General features: G+C 66.9%; 18 protein-coding genes. 10 read left to right on the top strand and 8 right to left on the bottom strand.

Annotation, left to right across the window (positions count from 1 at the left end):
- Positions 1-151: 151 nt before the first annotated feature.
- Positions 152-1,381: a helix-turn-helix domain-containing protein gene (locus ACFVUS_RS39515; RefSeq protein ID WP_387779151.1), complete on the top strand. Its 1,230-nt coding sequence runs from the start codon at positions 152-154 to the stop codon at positions 1,379-1,381.
- Between the two features lie 4 nt (positions 1,382-1,385).
- Here the strand turns inward: ACFVUS_RS39515 and ACFVUS_RS39510 are convergent, their stop codons facing one another.
- Together ACFVUS_RS39510 and ACFVUS_RS39505 are read right to left on the bottom strand one after the other, a co-directional pair.
- Positions 1,386-2,102, bottom strand: coding sequence for an HAD family hydrolase (locus ACFVUS_RS39510; RefSeq protein WP_387779148.1), 717 nt, complete (start codon positions 2,100-2,102; stop codon positions 1,386-1,388).
- Between the two features lie 111 nt (positions 2,103-2,213).
- Positions 2,214-2,798 (bottom strand): TetR/AcrR family transcriptional regulator C-terminal domain-containing protein, encoded by a 585-nt coding sequence (locus tag ACFVUS_RS39505; protein WP_387779145.1) that lies wholly within the window; start codon positions 2,796-2,798, stop codon positions 2,214-2,216.
- A gap of 108 nt (positions 2,799-2,906) precedes the next feature.
- On the opposite strand from ACFVUS_RS39505, the gene bioB reads away from it, so the two are divergent.
- The 4 genes from bioB (at position 2,907) to ACFVUS_RS39485 (ending at position 5,200) form a co-directional block, all read left to right on the top strand.
- Positions 2,907-3,944: a biotin synthase BioB gene (gene bioB, locus ACFVUS_RS39500; RefSeq protein WP_387779142.1), complete on the top strand. Its 1,038-nt coding sequence runs from the start codon at positions 2,907-2,909 to the stop codon at positions 3,942-3,944.
- A gap of 76 nt (positions 3,945-4,020) precedes the next feature.
- Positions 4,021-4,236: a hypothetical protein gene (locus tag ACFVUS_RS39495; protein WP_364644195.1), complete on the top strand. Its 216-nt coding sequence runs from the start codon at positions 4,021-4,023 to the stop codon at positions 4,234-4,236.
- Positions 4,236-4,952, top strand: a complete 717-nt coding sequence (locus ACFVUS_RS39490; protein ID WP_387779139.1) for a DUF2567 domain-containing protein — start codon at positions 4,236-4,238, stop codon at positions 4,950-4,952. The genes ACFVUS_RS39495 and ACFVUS_RS39490 overlap by 1 nt, the downstream gene beginning before the upstream one ends.
- 71 nt (positions 4,953-5,023) lie before the next feature.
- A complete protein-coding gene (locus tag ACFVUS_RS39485) occupies positions 5,024-5,200 on the top strand; it encodes a hypothetical protein (protein WP_387779136.1) in 177 nt (58 codons plus the stop codon).
- Positions 5,201-5,205: 5 nt separating this feature from the next.
- Here ACFVUS_RS39485 and ACFVUS_RS39480 read toward each other — a convergent pair whose 3' ends face one another.
- Positions 5,206-6,633, bottom strand: a complete 1,428-nt coding sequence (locus tag ACFVUS_RS39480; protein ID WP_387779133.1) for an FAD-dependent monooxygenase — start codon at positions 6,631-6,633, stop codon at positions 5,206-5,208.
- A gap of 67 nt (positions 6,634-6,700) precedes the next feature.
- Here ACFVUS_RS39480 and ACFVUS_RS39475 point away from each other — a divergent pair, with 67 nt between their 5' ends.
- Positions 6,701-7,333: a TetR/AcrR family transcriptional regulator gene (locus ACFVUS_RS39475; RefSeq protein ID WP_387779130.1), complete on the top strand. Its 633-nt coding sequence runs from the start codon at positions 6,701-6,703 to the stop codon at positions 7,331-7,333.
- A 14-nt stretch (positions 7,334-7,347) separates the two neighbouring features.
- Here the strand turns inward: ACFVUS_RS39475 and acpM are convergent, their stop codons facing one another.
- Positions 7,348-7,620 carry a meromycolate extension acyl carrier protein AcpM gene (gene acpM / locus ACFVUS_RS39470; RefSeq protein WP_387779127.1) on the bottom strand — a complete coding sequence of 91 codons (273 nt, stop codon included), beginning with the start codon at positions 7,618-7,620 and terminating at the stop codon, positions 7,348-7,350.
- A gap of 47 nt (positions 7,621-7,667) precedes the next feature.
- On the opposite strand from acpM, the gene ACFVUS_RS39465 reads away from it, so the two are divergent.
- On the top strand, positions 7,668-8,597 hold the full coding sequence (locus tag ACFVUS_RS39465; protein ID WP_387779124.1) for a MerR family transcriptional regulator: 930 nt from the start codon (positions 7,668-7,670) through the stop codon (positions 8,595-8,597).
- A 14-nt stretch (positions 8,598-8,611) separates the two neighbouring features.
- Here the strand turns inward: ACFVUS_RS39465 and ACFVUS_RS39460 are convergent, their stop codons facing one another.
- On the bottom strand, positions 8,612-9,361 hold the full coding sequence (locus tag ACFVUS_RS39460) for an NUDIX domain-containing protein (RefSeq protein WP_387779121.1): 750 nt from the start codon (positions 9,359-9,361) through the stop codon (positions 8,612-8,614).
- 77 nt (positions 9,362-9,438) lie between these two features.
- Between ACFVUS_RS39460 and nadA the strand changes: the two genes are divergently transcribed.
- The 3 genes from nadA to nadC are packed head-to-tail and all read left to right on the top strand — an operon-like array spanning position 9,439 to position 13,024.
- The gene (gene nadA / locus ACFVUS_RS39455) at positions 9,439-10,476 is read left to right on the top strand and encodes a quinolinate synthase NadA (protein WP_387779118.1); all 1,038 of its coding nucleotides are present in this window, start codon (positions 9,439-9,441) and stop codon (positions 10,474-10,476) included.
- A 35-nt stretch (positions 10,477-10,511) separates the two neighbouring features.
- Entirely contained in the window at positions 10,512-12,167 is a 1,656-nt protein-coding gene (locus tag ACFVUS_RS39450; protein ID WP_387779116.1) for an L-aspartate oxidase, read from the top strand.
- Complete coding sequence (gene nadC / locus ACFVUS_RS39445) at positions 12,164-13,024, top strand: carboxylating nicotinate-nucleotide diphosphorylase (RefSeq protein WP_387779113.1); 861 nt, start codon at positions 12,164-12,166, stop codon at positions 13,022-13,024. Before ACFVUS_RS39450 ends, nadC begins: the two co-directional genes overlap by 4 nt.
- A gap of 59 nt (positions 13,025-13,083) precedes the next feature.
- On the opposite strand, the gene ACFVUS_RS39440 is transcribed toward nadC, so the two are convergent.
- The 3 genes from ACFVUS_RS39440 to ACFVUS_RS39430 all read right to left on the bottom strand — a co-directional run bounded on the left by ACFVUS_RS39440 (position 13,084) and on the right by ACFVUS_RS39430 (position 15,207).
- Entirely contained in the window at positions 13,084-13,263 is a 180-nt protein-coding gene (locus tag ACFVUS_RS39440) for a hypothetical protein (protein ID WP_364643394.1), read from the bottom strand.
- Positions 13,264-13,346: 83 nt separating this feature from the next.
- Positions 13,347-13,832 (bottom strand): tellurite resistance TerB family protein, encoded by a 486-nt coding sequence (locus ACFVUS_RS39435; protein WP_387779110.1) that lies wholly within the window; start codon positions 13,830-13,832, stop codon positions 13,347-13,349.
- A gap of 196 nt (positions 13,833-14,028) precedes the next feature.
- The gene (locus ACFVUS_RS39430) at positions 14,029-15,207 is read right to left on the bottom strand and encodes a winged helix DNA-binding domain-containing protein (RefSeq protein WP_387779107.1); all 1,179 of its coding nucleotides are present in this window, start codon (positions 15,205-15,207) and stop codon (positions 14,029-14,031) included.
- Between the last annotated feature and the right edge of the window lie 12 nt (positions 15,208-15,219).

Below are 15,219 nucleotides of genomic sequence, written 5' to 3'. Positions count from 1 at the left end.
ATGCGCAAGATCGATTCGCCGGATTCCCGGCCGCGAATAGAATGGCAACTATTCGGTCGAAGTTTCGTCAGATATCTGACGGTCCGGCGAAGAATCTGTCGACCGTCAATTTATTAGCGGTTTTTCCGGATCGACCCCATAGACTCGGAGTGTGGCCACCAGTACCAATGCCGCATTGACCATCGGCTCGCGAATACGACGATCTCGGCGGGCCCGCAGGATGAGTCAAGCCACCCTCGCCGGTCTCGTGCAGCGTTCGGAATCCTGGCTGCGAGGAGTCGAGGCCGGCCGCATCGAACTCGACAGGTATTCGGTGATCGATCGGCTCGCCACCGTGCTCGAGATCGATATCGGCTGGCTGCTCGGACAGCACCTGGACTTCGGCCAGGAGACCGAGCACAGCGCCATCCCGGCATTGCGAACAGCGTTGCGCCGCACCGGTCTCGGCCTCGCCGGACAGCCCGGTCTACGCCCGGCGGCACCGCCGCAGTTGCTCCCGGATCTGCGAGCCGAGGTCGACCGCATCACCAGGCGTCGTCAGGCCGCGAATCTGCCGGAGGTGATGCGGCAGCTCCCGGACTTGGCCGAATCGCTGAATACCGCCGCACTCACGGTGAATGGCGCGGAACGGGATCTGGTCGACGGGTTGATCGTGGAGACATCGCATGTCGCCCGCACCGTGCTGAACCAGCTCGGATACCACGATCTGGCCTGGACGGCCGTCGAGAACGGCGCGACCGCCGCGGCCCGGCTCGGTGATCCGCTCATGCGCGCCTGCTCGGCCTGGGATCGCTGCGGGGTGCTGTTGCATACCGAGGCCAGCGCCGAGGTGCTGACGGTCGCCGAGGCCGCTCTGAACGATCTCCGCGCCGCCATGACTTCGCCCGCACCGCAGGTGCTTTCGCTGTGGGGAGCGCTGCATCTGCGCTGCGCGGTGGCATCCGCGCGCCGCCACGACGCGTCCGGCGCGTGGGCGTATCTGGCCGAGGCGGAAGTGGCCGCGGCCCGGCTCGGCGTGGACCGCAATGACTTTCAGACCGTTTTCGGACGTACGAACTGCGATATCCATGCCGCGGAGATCGCCGTCGCGCTCGATCAACCCGATATCGCGCTGCGGCGGCATGCCTCGATCGATCTGGCGCGACTCGCCTCGAAGGAACGGCATACCCGGCATCGCATCGAAATCGCCCGCGCCTGTGGGCTACTCAAACAGGACGGTGCGGCGGTGCACCAGCTGCAGCGGGCGGCTCGGCTGGCCCCGCAGTATGTCTACAACCATCCGACCGCCCGGGATCTGGTCGGCGAGTTGTGCCGACGGGGCCAGCCGACCGCGATCGACGCCGGACTCGGCGCGATCGAGCGCGCGATGCGGCTGGCCTGAGGGATCAGGCGGTCCGGGCGGCCGGTGCGTGACCGGCGAGTATCGCTTCCTCGACGATGTGGAGCTGGCGGATCGCGGGGTCGGTCAAGGGCGGAACGATCCGGGTGGGCATGCCGACCGCCGCGGCCGCGCCATCACGCGAGGGCCGGTCTCCGACCATCAGGGTGGCGGCGGCGTCGGTACCGAGTGCATCGAGCATCAACCGGAAGATCGCGGGATCCGGCTTCTGCACACCGACCTCGTTGGAAAGGATGAACGCGTCGATCGGTTCCAGTAGCCGGGCAGCGTCGAAGACCGGACGGATATCGAAATGAATGTTGCTGAGAACGCCTATCTTGCAACCATTCTCGATAGCCATGTGGATGGTGTCCGCCGCGTCCGCGGCGAAATGGTTGTATTTCGTACTCGAGTCGATGTCCCACAATGCGTCCGCCACATCTTTTTCCAGCCCGGCATCGGTGAAAACGCCGTAGTAGGTCTCACGGTGGCGCTGTGCGCTGGTGTTGCCCTGTGGTGACTGGAGTCTGCGGAGTAATTCGGGTGCGTGAATGGCTTTCAGTATCGTGTCGACGGCATGATCATCATGATCGCGGTTTGTGAGTCGTAGTGCTTCGCGGACCCAACCGCATGCGTCGAGTTCTGAGACGAGCGTGCCTCTCCAGTCGAAGACGACCGCTCGGATACGCTGGGGGAGTGGATCATTCGGCGTAGGTGTCAGCATGATTGCGCAAGACTAATGCGACACCGGAAGAATCGCCGAACAATGCGGCGACTCGCCGGATGTGCCCCGAATTAGCAGAGTGTGCCTATTCGAACTAATTGTTCTACTGATTCAGCGCACGCGGGTGCCGAGGAGGTGGCGGACGCCGCTGATGAACAGTTGCAGGCCGAAATCGAAGCGGGAGGTGGCGTCGGGGCTGTCGTAGAGGGGGGAGCTTTCCTCGGGAAGTGCTCCGGCGGAGTCCATTTGGATGCGGGATTGTTCGTCCACGGTTTGGCCGAGGACGTAGTAGAGCAGGGTGTAGGCGGCCAGTTCGGCTTCCTCGCGGGTCATGCCCGCGCGGATTGCCGCGCCCGCCAGGCGTTCCCGGCCCTTGCTGGTGGTGAGGCGGGAAGCGTATGTGGCCGAGACCAATTCGGCGCCGTCGCGGTAGGCGAGCAGGCAGGAGCGCAGGCGGTGCGCCAATTCGGTGATCTGGCCGGTCCATTCGGTGGTTTCGACCGGTTCGTCCATGGGAGCCAGGATGCGGTCCGCGACCGCGCCGAGCAGGGCCTGCTTATTGGGGAAGTGCCAGTAGAGCGCGCCGGGCTGGACGTGCAGGGAACCCGCGAGCCGGCGCATGGTCAGATCGGCGAGCCCGTACTGGTCGAGAATGGCGATGGCTCCGTCGACCACGTCCGTGCGGTGCAGTTGCACTGAAATCCGACCCCTTCGTGTTCCGGCTCACTCTCCGGACTGCTAGCCTACCCTGAACACCGTTCAAGTTGCTCGGCCACACCCGGCCGGACGAAGGGATTCGCGCGCATGACCCAGGCAGCCGTCCGCACCGAAGCCGACAGCACGGCAGGTGAGGACATTCTGACCATCGCCCGCGAGCAGGTGCTCGAGCGCGGCATCGGACTCACCCAGGAACAGACCGTGCAGGTGCTGCGGCTCGGTGACGACCGTCTCGAGGAGACCCTCGCCCTCGCGCACGACGTGCGCATGAAGTGGTGCGGTCCCGAGGTCGAGGTCGAGGGCATCATCTCGCTCAAGACCGGCGGCTGCCCCGAGGACTGCCACTTCTGTTCGCAGTCCGGGCTTTTCCAGTCGCCCGTGCGCGCCGCCTGGCTCGATATCCCCAGCCTGGTCGAGGCCGCCAAGCAGACCGCCAAGACCGGCGCGACCGAATTCTGCATCGTGGCAGCGGTACGCGGTCCGGATGCCCGGCTCATGGCGCAGGTCGCCGCGGGCGTCGAGGCCATCCGCAACGAGGTCGACATCCAGGTCGCCTGCTCGCTCGGCATGCTGAACCAGGAGCAGGTCGATCAGCTCGCCGCCATGGGCGTGCACCGCTACAACCACAACCTCGAGACCGCGAAGTCGCACTTCCCGAACGTGGTCACCACGCACTCCTACGAGGAGCGCTACGACACCCTGCGCATGGTGCGCGAGGCCGGTATGGAGGTGTGCTCCGGCGGCATCCTCGGTATGGGCGAAACCCTGGAGCAGCGCGCCGAATTCGCTTCGCAGCTGGCCGAATTGCAGCCCGACGAGGTGCCGCTGAACTTCCTCAACCCGCGCCCCGGCACCCCCTTCGGCGACCTCGAGGTGCTGCCCGCCGCCGACGCGCTGCGCGCGGTGGCCGCGTTCCGGCTCGCGCTGCCGCGCACCATCCTGCGCTTCGCGGGCGGTCGCGAGATCACCCTCGGCGACCTCGGCGCCAAGCAGGGCATCCTGGGCGGCATCAACGCCGTCATCGTCGGCAACTACCTGACCACGCTGGGCCGACCCGCCGAAGCCGATATCGATCTGCTCGGCGAGCTCTCCATGCCGATCAAGGCGCTCAACGAAACCCTCTGAGATAAACGGGTTATGGGAAACCGGTACCGTGAGCGGTACCGGAACTTCACTGAGGCTGAGGTGCACTGAGGTGGTCGTGGATATAGAGGAGCGCTACAACCCGTTCACGGGCAAGCGAGTGGTGCCGGGTCTGGACGATCCCGTACCGACCGCCGCCGCCATGGGCCTGGAACCGCCGCGGTTCTGCGAGTCCTGCGGCCGCCGCATGATCGTGCAGGTGAGTCCGGACGGCTGGTGGGCCAAATGCTCCCGGCACGGCGTACTCGATTCCAGCACCCTGGAAAACCGCTAGTGGCAACCACATTCACCGCTGCCGAGCAGCCCTCCATGCGTATCGACACCCTGATGCGCGAGGCGCGCGCGGCAGCGGTGGTGTTCGCGGCCATCGCCGCGGTGAGCGCGCTCGGCGGCGTGCTGTGGGGTTTCGTCGCACCCGCCGAACAACTCCTGGTGGTCGATCCGGACCGGGGCGCGGCGCTGACGGGGGAGAGCACGCACCGCTTCGACGCGGTCGCCATGTTCGTACTCTTCGGATTCGTCGTCGCGGTACTGGGCACCGCCGCCGCCTGGCGCTGGCGGCGCGCTCGCGGCCCGGTCATGCTGCTGGGCCTGCTGGCCGGTTCGGCACTGGGCTCCTCGCTCATGCGCTGGGTCGGTGAGGCCGTCGCCGAACAACGCCACACCCGCCCCGCGCATCCGGCGGTGCACAGCATCGTCGAATTCGCCCCGACCGTCGAGGGCTGGCCCGCACTGCTGGTGCAGCCGTTGATCGCGGTGCTGGTCGTGCTCATCCTGACGGCGCTGAGCACCTCCGATGATCTGGGCAGCGGCCAATTCCTGCCGTTCGGCGGCAAGCCGAGGGAACCGTCGGTATTCGCTCCCGCGCAGTACGGTTCCGCCATCAGCTACGGCCCGTACGGCGGACCCGGTGGCAATGGCGGTCCCGGTTACGGCCCCCGCGACCCCGTGGTCCCCTTCGATTCGTCGGAGACCGACCGCCCCCGCTGAAAATCACTGGAGCGTGCGGCCGAATCCCCCTACCCTGGTGCCGAACTCACGACACCGCAGGGGGACCGGCCATGAAAGCCGCTTCGCACGCCGATCGTGCCCCCGAGGCTCCCGAAGCCCAGGCGGAACGACCGGATCTCACCGCCTGGCGTCAGCGCCATGCCATTCGGCAATCCAATGCCGCACAACCGATTCCGAGTGGGCGTAAATACAAGCGCACCTCGAAGCATCGCGATCGCGCGTGGTGATCGGCTCAGCCGAACCAGCGGGTCAGCGCGGTGTCCAGTGGTTGCATATCGCCTGAGGTCCAGGCGATATGGCCGTCTGGCCGAATCAGCACGGTGCCGGCGTCCCGATCCGCCTTGGCCACAACCTGATTCACCCGATCGGCCCAGTGGTCGATGGATCTGGGCGCGTCATCGAGGCAGAGCAGCAGGCCGCGGCCCGAATGCAGCAGTCGGCTCACCCGCGTCGGGCCGTCCGCGGTGGTCAGATCCAGATCGATCATGCGCGGTCCGACCCCCGGGTACTCGATGTCCAGGCCCGACATCATGCCCGAGACAAAGTAATTGGTGTCCGGTAGCCGGAGCAGATCGGTGAAGAGGTCGCGAACCGTGGCCAGATCCGCGTCCCGGCTCGGATTCATGATCAGGCTCTGGGCTCGGGTGGTGCGCAATACGCGCGCGGCGACCGGATGGCGCTCGGCGTGATAGCTGTCGAGCAAGCCCTCGGGTGCCCAACCACGTACCGCCGCAGCGAGTTTCCAGCCGAGATTGACCGCGTCCTGAATGCCGAGGTTCACGCCCTGGCCGCCGATCGGCAGGTGAATATGCGCCGCGTCCCCGGCGAAGAGCACCCGGCCTTCGCGATAGTTCTCGACCTGCCGGGTGGCATCGCTGAATCGGGATGCGGCAAGCAATTCGCCCAGGGTCGTCTCGGGTCCGTACACCGCGGTCAGTGCCTCCTGGACCTCCTCTGTCGTGATGGGCAGCTCACGATCAGGGCGCTCGGCGGCGAACCTGCCGAAGATCAATCGGTACCGTTCGCCTTCGATCGGATGCAGCACGGTGAAGAATCCGTTGGCGGACTTGGGATATCGACTGAAATGTTCGGACACGCGCGGGACGGCCTCGGACCGGGACGCCAGGGTGAGGTCCGCGACCACCGATGCCATGCGACCCGGGATGCCGGGAAAAGGGACGCCCAGCATTTTGCGCACCGCGCTGTGCCCGCCATCGCAGGCGACGAGATAGCCGCCGCGAATCTCCCCGGCCGTCACGCCGTCCGCATCCTGTTCGATCGCGGCGACCGCGTGTCCGCGCAGTACCGGCACCCCGCGCTCGACGAGCCGCTGTTCGAGGAACGCTTCCAATCGCCCCTGCGGGATCGCGACCGGGTATGGATGCCGAGTTTGCCAGGGCCGACAATCCAATTCGACCGGTAGTCCGGCGAAGTGCCCGCCGAATTTGCCGCGATCCAGTGCCTGTTCGAGTAGCGGATCGAGGAATCCGCGCAGGTCGAGCACCTCCGCGGTGCGTGGTTGCAGCCCACCCGCGCGCGATTGCGAACTGCGCGTGCGCTCTTTCTCCAGCACCACGACCTGAACCCCGGCCAGGGTCAGTTCATTGGCCAGCATCAATCCGGTCGGCCCGGCGCCGACGACGATCACTTCGGTCTGCACGATGATCTCCAAAAGTAGACTTGGTGCAAGAATACACTCGGTCTACTTTTGGCGGTATGGTCATCGCATGACCGAATCGATGGGCATCCGCGAACGCAAGAAACTGCGCCTGCGCGAGACGATCGCCGCCACGGCGATCCGCATGTTCCTGGAATCGGGCTTCGATCGCGTCTCCATCACCGATATCGCGCAGGCGGCGGAGGTCTCCCGGCGCACGCTCTTCGCGTACTTTCCGACCAAGGAAGACCTTGTCCTGCAACGGTTCGCCGATCATGAGGACGAGGCGGCCAGGCAGATCCGGGCCCGGCCCGGCCATCCTCCGCTGGATACCCTGCGGGAGGCGCGATTGGAAGCGCTGAGCCGTCGCGATCCGAACACCGGATTGAACGACACCCCGGAGATCATGGCCTTTCTCCAATTGGTCAGGGGTACCGAGTCTTTGGCGGCCAGGCTGACGAGCTATCTGTCCCGTGCGGTGAACACCCTCGCGGAAGCCTTGCGCGAGAACGGTTTCGATCCGCTGACCGCACGCCTGGTCGCGGCCCAGGTGGCCGTGATCCATACCGAACTCGCCTCCATGAATCACGATCACCTCGTCGACGGCGAGTCCGCCGACCACCGCTATCCGGCGGCGGTGCACGCGACGAACGTGGCCTTCGATCTGCTGCGCGACGGTCTGGCCGCACAGCGCGCGCAGTGAGCGCCTGGGTTACCTCACTTCGCCTGGCTCTCCTGCATTGTCGATTCCATCCGCTGTACATAGGCGACCGCGTCGCCGAGGGTGCGCAGGCTCGCCAGATCCTCATCGGGAATCTTGACGTCGTACTTGTCCTCGAGCTGCACCGCGATCTCCACCAGGGACAGTGAGTCGATCTCGAGATCCTCGGAGAAGGATTTCTCGATGGTCACCTCCGATGCCTCGATCCCGGTGACCTCCTCGATGATTTCCGCGATACCGGCGACGATTTCCGCTTGCGTGATAGCCATGCGATTACGCTAGGAGCTCCAGTGGGGTGGAGGTTCAAGCGGTTGTGATGGATGACACATGGGGTGGCGCACCCGTCAGTATCGGAGAGTTGGCGCGCGCCACCGGGATTGCCGTGCGGACGATCCGGTTCTATTGCGATGAGGGCATTCTGGAATCGCGGCGCAGCGCGGGCGGACATCGGATGTTCGATGCCGAGACCGCTGTCGAACGCCTGCTGCTGGTGCGGCGGTTGCGTGCGCTCGGGCTCGGGCTGGAGTCGATTACCGATGTGCTGCACGGGAAATGGTCGATCGACGAGGCCGTCGCCGCCGAAACCGCGCGGCTGGACAGCGAATTCAGGGCCCTGGCCTGGCGGCGGGCGGCGCTGCGAGCGGTGGGCGCGGTTGTCCCGGAGCGGCGGGCCGAGCGGCTCGTATTGCTGGCCGCGATATCGGATTCCGCTGCGGCGCATGAGCATCTGGTGCGGTTCTGGCGCGGCGTGCTCGCGCCCATACCCCGGGCCGAGGTCGATACCTTCATCGGCTGGAATGTCCCGGAACCACCCGCCGATCCGACCGTGGACCAGGTCGTCGCCTACGCCGAACTGGCCGCGCTCATCACCGACTCCGGTCTGCACGGCGCGGTGCGACAACAACTCTGGCGGACGCGGCCGGAAACGGTCCGCGATGGGCCGGAGCTGTATGCCGCGGTGGGTGCGGTGATGACCGATGTGGTGCCGCTGGTTTCGAGCGGGGTGGCACCGCGCGGCGGCATCGAGCTCGATCGATTCGTCGGTGCGCACGCCACCGCGCGCGGTGAGCGGGATTCCCCGCGTTTCCGCGCGCGGCTGCTGCTCGATGGCCCCGATACCGATCGGCGTATCGATCGGTACTGGGCGCTGACCGAACGGCTGCTCGGACCGCGTATCACCGTCGGGCGGGCGCATCGGTGGGTGTACGACGCGCTCGCCCATTCGGCCGGCCCCGCGGTGAATTAGCTCGGTGCGGTGAATCAGCTCGGTGGCCGGAAGGCCGCGAATTCGTCGGTGACCCGGATTTCGGAGTCGGCGAAACGGTAGAGCGCCGCCGGGCGGCCGCCCGCACGGCCGGGGGAGGCGGTCGCGCCGGTCGGGGTGATGACGCCGCGACGGGTCAGTACCCGTTGCAGGTTGGTGGTGTCCACGTCATATCCGAGTGCGGCGCAATAGATTTCGCGCAGTGTCGACATGGTGAAACGCTCGGGCGCGAGGGCGAAGGCGATATTGGTGTAGGACAGTTTCGCCGCCAGCCGGGTGCGGGCGTGCTCCACCACGATGCCGTGGTCGAAGGACATATCCGGCAGCGCCGAGACCGGATGCCAGCGGGTGTCCGGGGGTAGCTGTGGATCCGCGGTCAATGGCACCAGCCCGAGGTACGCCGAGGCGATGCGGCGGTCGCCGGGGACGCGATCCGGATCGCTGAAGACCGAAAGCTGTTCCAGATGCGTCAATTCGCGCACATCCACCTTCTCGGCGAGCTGGCGCGCGGCCGAGGTGTTCAGATCCTCGCCATCGCGTAGCCGTCCACCGGGGGTTGACCAGGTGCCGATCGCCGGGTCCAGGGCGCGTTCCCACAGCAACACCGCGAGTTCGGTGTGCTGTCCGGGCGGGCAACGGTCTCCGACGGGGGTGGAATTGCTCTCACCTGCGGTGTTGGTGTCCGGGAAGCGACGAACCTGGAACACCGCGGTGAGCGTTTCGTGGATGGTGCTACGATGGGGCACGTTTTCGATCCTAAGTCGAAAACCGGTTGTATGCGAATCGGCGAAGTGGCCGGCCGCATGAGAGAAGGAGCCAGGAGATGGCTGCACTAGGTGCGACGTTGGCGCTCACCGAGCGCATTGTGGATGGGCCCGCGGGATTCACCGGCGTCAACGCCACCCCGGAATGGGCGTCGGAGATCAAGCGGCTGGCGCGTGAGCGCAATGCGACGATCCTCGCGCACAACTATCAGCTGCCCGAGATCCAGGACATCGCCGATCATGTGGGCGATTCGCTCGCGCTCTCCCGGATCGCCGCCGAGGCCCCCGAGGGCACCATCGTGTTCTGCGGCGTGCACTTCATGGCCGAGACCGCCAAGATCCTCAGCCCGGAGAAGACCGTGCTGATCCCGGATCAGCGCGCCGGATGTTCGCTCGCGGATTCCATTACCGCCGATGATCTGCGCGAGTGGAAGGCCGAGCACCCCGACGCCGTCGTGGTCTCGTACGTGAACACCACCGCCGCGGTGAAGGCGCTCACCGATATCTGCTGCACCTCCTCCAATGCCGTCGACGTGGTCGCCTCCATCGACCCGGACCGCGAGGTGCTTTTCCTGCCGGACCAGTTCCTGGGCGCGCACGTCAAGCGCATCACCGGCCGCGAGAACATGCACATCTGGATGGGCGAATGCCACGTGCACGCCGGCATCAACGGCGATGAGCTCAACGCGCAGGCCAAGAGCCACCCGGACGCGGAGCTGTTCGTGCACCCCGAATGCGGTTGCGCCACTTCGGCTCTCTACCTGGCGGGTGCGGGCGAGTTCCCGGCCGACCGGGTGCACATCCTGTCCACCGGCGGCATGATCGACGCCGCCAAGGCGGCCAAGTCCAACCAGGTACTGGTGGCTACCGAGGTCGGCATGCTGCACCAGTTGCGAAAAGCCGCCCCGGGCATCGACTTCCAGCCGGTCAACGACCGCGCCTCCTGCCAGTACATGAAGATGATCACCCCCGCCGCGCTGCTGCGCTGCCTGGTGGAGAACCGCGACGAGGTGCACGTGGACCTGGAAACCGCTGCCCTGGCGCGTAATTCGGTGCAGCGCATGATCGAGATCGGCAATCCGGGCGGCGGGGAATAGTACGAGCTCGGTCGTTCGCCGGAAAGGGTGAAACCGTGAGTATTTCCCTCACGTGGGAGGCCGAAGCGGATCTGATCGTGGTGGGCGGCGGCGTCGCGGGTTTGACCGCGGCGCGCACCGCCTCACTGCGCGGATTGCGCGTCCTCACGCTCAGCAAGGGCGGGGCCACCGATACCTCCACGCAGTACGCCCAGGGCGGTATCGCCGTGGTCGCGCCGCACGGGGATTCGGTCGCCTCGCATGTGCACGACACCGTGGTGGCCGGGGCCGGACTGTGCGATGCCGAGGCGGTGCGCTCGATCGTCGAGGGCGGCGTCGAGGCCGTCACCGCGCTCACCGATCTCGGCGCGGTATTCGATCACGGCCGCGATGGCGAGGTCGCACGCACCCGCGAGGGCGGGCACAGCACGCGGCGCATCATTCACGCCGGTGGCGACGCCACCGGGGCCGAGGTGCAGCGCGCGCTGAACGCGGCCGGACTGCCGGTGCTGTTCGGGGCCGCCGTGGTCGAGATCGTGACCGGACCCGACGGGGTGCGCGGTGTGATCGCGGTGTCGGACAAGGGTTTCGGCATCGTGCACGCACCCGCGGTACTGCTGGCCACCGGCGGTTTGGGACAGCTCTACGCGTGCAGCACCAATCCGCCCGGCGCGACCGCCGACGGTATCGCGCTGGCCTTGCGCGCCGGGGCGGTGGTGGCGGATCTGGAATTCCTGCAATTCCATCCCACCGTGCTGTTCACCCCCGGCGGGGTGGGGCGGCGGCCGCTGATCAGCGAGGCGGTACGCGGCGAAGGCGCGATTCTGGTGGATTCGCGGGGGAATTCGGTGACCGCCGGGGTGCATCCGCGCGGTGATCTCGCACCGCGCGATGTGGTGTCCCGGGCCATCGCGGCACGCATGCGCGAACTCGGCACCGATCACGTCTATCTCGACGCGCGCGCCATCGAGGGGTTCCCCGAGCGATTCCCGACGATCACCGCGTCCTGTGCGGCGGCCGGTATCGATCCGCGCGTCGATCTCATTCCGGTCGCACCCGCCGCGCACTACCAGTGCGGTGGCGTGGTGACCGATACCCACGGGCGCACAACGGTTCCCGGGCTGTACGCGGCTGGTGAGGTCGCGCGCACCGGACTGCACGGCGCGAATCGGCTGGCCTCCAACAGTCTGCTCGAGGGGCTGGTGGTCGGCGGGCGCGTCGGCGTCGCGGCCGCGGAACGGCGCGGCCGGGCCGAGCTCATTCCCGCCGAACAGCGGTTCGCCGGGGTGGCCGCGCTGCCGCGCGCGGATCGCAAACTATTGCAGGAGTTGATGACCGAGCACGCCGGGGTCGTCCGCGACGGCGATGGCCTGCGCGGTGCGGTGCTGCGGCTGGTCGGCCTGATCACCGGCGGCGAAGCCGATGACAGCGATGACGTGCGCGCCGACGATCCGGCCGCGGTGATCCGCGATCTCGAGGACTCCGCGCTCACCCTGACCGCGCGGGCGTTCCTGCTGACCGCCTCCGCGCGCACCGAAAGCCGTGGCTGCCATACCCGTTCGGACTATCCGGAACCGCGCGAGGAACTGCACCGCAGTACCGCGGTGCGGCTCGGCTCCGACGGCCGCCCCCAGTTGATCACCGATGGCTCGGAAATGGTGCCGACCTGGCATCACGACGCTTCACGCACTGAAGAAGGAGTGCCGCAATGACTCTCGACGCCGGACTGGATCGCGATGAGGTGATCGCGCTCATTCGCCGGGCTCTGGAGGAGGACCTGCGCTACGGCCCCGATATCACCACGGCCGCAACGGTTCCCGCCGACGCGGTGGCCAAGGCGACCATGGCCTCGCGTCAGCCCGGCACCATCGCCGGACTCGATGTCGGGCTGTTGGTGCTGGACGAGGTGATCGGCGCGGGCGAGTACGAGGTCACCGCCCGCGTCGCCGACGGCACCCGGGTGCAGCCCGGTGACGCCGTGCTGAGCTTGGTCGCGCCGACGCGCGGACTGCTCACCGCCGAGCGCACCATGCTCAATCTGGTGTGCCATCTGTCCGGAATCGCCACGGCGACCTCCGCGTGGGTGGACGCGGTCGCGGGCACCGACTGCCGAATCCGGGACAGCCGCAAGACTCTGCCCGGTTTGCGGGCTTTGCAGAAGTACGCGGTGCGCACCGGCGGCGGCGTGAATCACCGCATGGGTCTGGGCGATGCCGCGCTCATCAAGGACAACCACGTGGTGGCGGCCGGTTCGGTGGTCGCGGCGCTGCGCGCGGTGCGCGAGGTGAACCCGGACATCGAGTGCGAGATCGAGGTGGACAGCCTCGACCAGCTCGATGCCATCCTCGGCGAAGATGTCCAGCTGGTGCTGCTGGACAACTTCCCGCTCTGGGCTACCCAGGCCGCGGTGCAACGCCGCAACAACCGCTCGCCGCGGACCAAGCTGGAATCCTCGGGCGGCCTGTCCCTGGATGTCGCGGCGGAATACGCGGGCACCGGTGTCGATTATCTGTCGGTCGGCGCATTAACCCACTCGGTCCGAGTTTTGGACCTGGGTTTGGATATGTAATTCCGCTTTTCCCGAAAAGTCCGAAATTCCGGAATTTAACTGGGAATTTCGCTGCGGGTTCAGCGGCGGTATTGCGGCGCGTCGGCTAGCCAGCCGGTTCCGCCGCATACCGAACACCACTGCACCGAGTCGTTGACCAGGCCGTAATCGCCCTTGCCCTCGCACATCATGCAGTACCGCCAGCCCCTATTCGGGTGAACGGTATCGAAGAAAATATTCAGAAAACCTTGGATCGCCATGCAGCGTGCACTCCTCGCTCGGAATCCAAACTCACCAAGGGTGCGTTATTTACCGAGCGATGTAAAGGCGTATCCAGCAGTCTTTACACGCCGAATTCCGGTGTTTCCAGGTGCAGCACCTGACAAGCCTCCCGGACAGCGGCAACCTCGTGGGCATCGAGCCCGCGATCGGCGGCGGCGATCATGATGCCCAATCGGATCACCGCGCGCGCCTGCTCCGGATCGCCGGTGCATTCGGCGATCTGCGCCAGTACGTGGGCACGGCCGAACGCCGGATCCATACTCATCCGGGAGCAGTTGTCCTCGAAGAGATTTCGCAGCTCATCCGCCGGAAAGTGGCGCAGCGCGGGATCGGCGCCGAGCAGGTGCGCCACCCGGGCGCGATGATCGGGATCGATACCGCCGTCCGCCGCGGTGATCAGGGCGCACACCGCCACGATCGCGTCCCGGAAAGGGCCGTCGCGCAACTCGTTTCGCTGCGCGAGCAGCTGCTCCCGCCACTGTGCGGTGTGCTCCGGCAACCGGGGAATCGAGATCGGCTGGGCTTCGACGCGATGCAGGAAAGTCATGACACACTCCGAAATGATCTCCCCGGACTCGTAGACCCCCGTGTCGATGCCCGGACTGTGCGGATGTACAAACAGACCCTAACAGTCGATGACCTGGCGCTGCCTAGGAAATTCCTGTGCGAACGCCCAGCATCCGCTGATTGCCCACGCCGCGAGAACGATTCCGGCCGTGCGGGATTCGGGGAGGTTCGCCCACTCAGGTGGTGAGTTCGCGTTCCAAGGGGGTGCGGAAGCGGGGGATGGGGCGCACGTCGCCGTACCAGGTGGCCATGCGGGCGGCCTCGGCCTCGATGCGGGATTCGGCCTCGGTGCCGATGTCTTCCAGTAGGCGCCAGACTATTTCGCCGTCCGGGCGCTGCGCCCAGCCGCCGACGATGCGGCCGTCGGACCAGATGGTCGGGCCGACATTGCCATTGCGGTCGAACAGGGCCGGGCCGTGTGCGCCGAGGTACCACTCGCGGGCCTGCCAGCCCATGGGGGTGGGGTCCAGCGCGGGGAGCAGGGCGACCCAGGGATCGGGGGTGGGGACCGGGTCCAGGTCGTCGGCCAGGACCAGGCCGGTGACGCCGTCCAGGTCGACTTCGGCCGTATCGATCTGCGCGAGGGTTTTGCGGACCTCGCCGAGTGTCCAGCCCGTCCACCATTTGATATCGCTCTCCGGTGCGGGACCGAAGGCGTACAGCCACTTTCGCACCAACTCGGTGCGAGCCTCCTCGGCCGACAGCGCCGGAATGCCCGCGGGCAGCCAGGATTCGACGGGAGCCCAGGTGTATTGGCTGCTGCTCCAGCTGCCGTTCGGCCGCCCGCGCACGATGCGGCCCTCCGCGCCGAGCACCACCAGAATCCAGGTGGTGATGCTGGTCGGCTTGGAATACGACTTGCCCGGGGCCGCGTCGATCTGGGTGCGCAGGCGCGGCACCAGTTTGCTCAATTGCGCGCCGGTGGCGGCACCGGCCGTCAACAGCGCCTGATGGGTTTCGGCCTCCACCTCGGCGAGCCAGTCGGAGATATCGCCCTCGACCACCCCGGCCTGATCGATGAGCCGCCCATAGGTCTTGCGCTGCTTATGCGCGAGCGCGTCCGCGCACGAACCCTGGAGCGCCGGAACCAATTCCAGCGGTGCGACGAACATGGTGCGCCGCATGGCCAGCATGCGCAGCAGTGTCCGATCCTCGTACAGCGCCTTTTCCACGTGGCCGGGCTCCAGACCCCGGCTGCGCGCGGCGATCGACAGGAACACCGTCGCCGGATCGGTGGCGTGCAGCACCACCAGTGAGCGCACGATGTCGTTCACATCCTCGGCGCGCTCGGCCGCGGCCAGCCGATGCCGCACCCCGACCCGAGCCCTTCGCTCCGCCACACTCATCGAACGCATGGGCGAATCCTA

The organism is Nocardia sp. NPDC058058 (assembly GCF_042885355.1).
GTDB lineage: Bacteria > Actinomycetota > Actinomycetes > Mycobacteriales > Mycobacteriaceae > Nocardia.
This window is presented reverse-complemented; position numbering and strand designations above follow the sequence as displayed.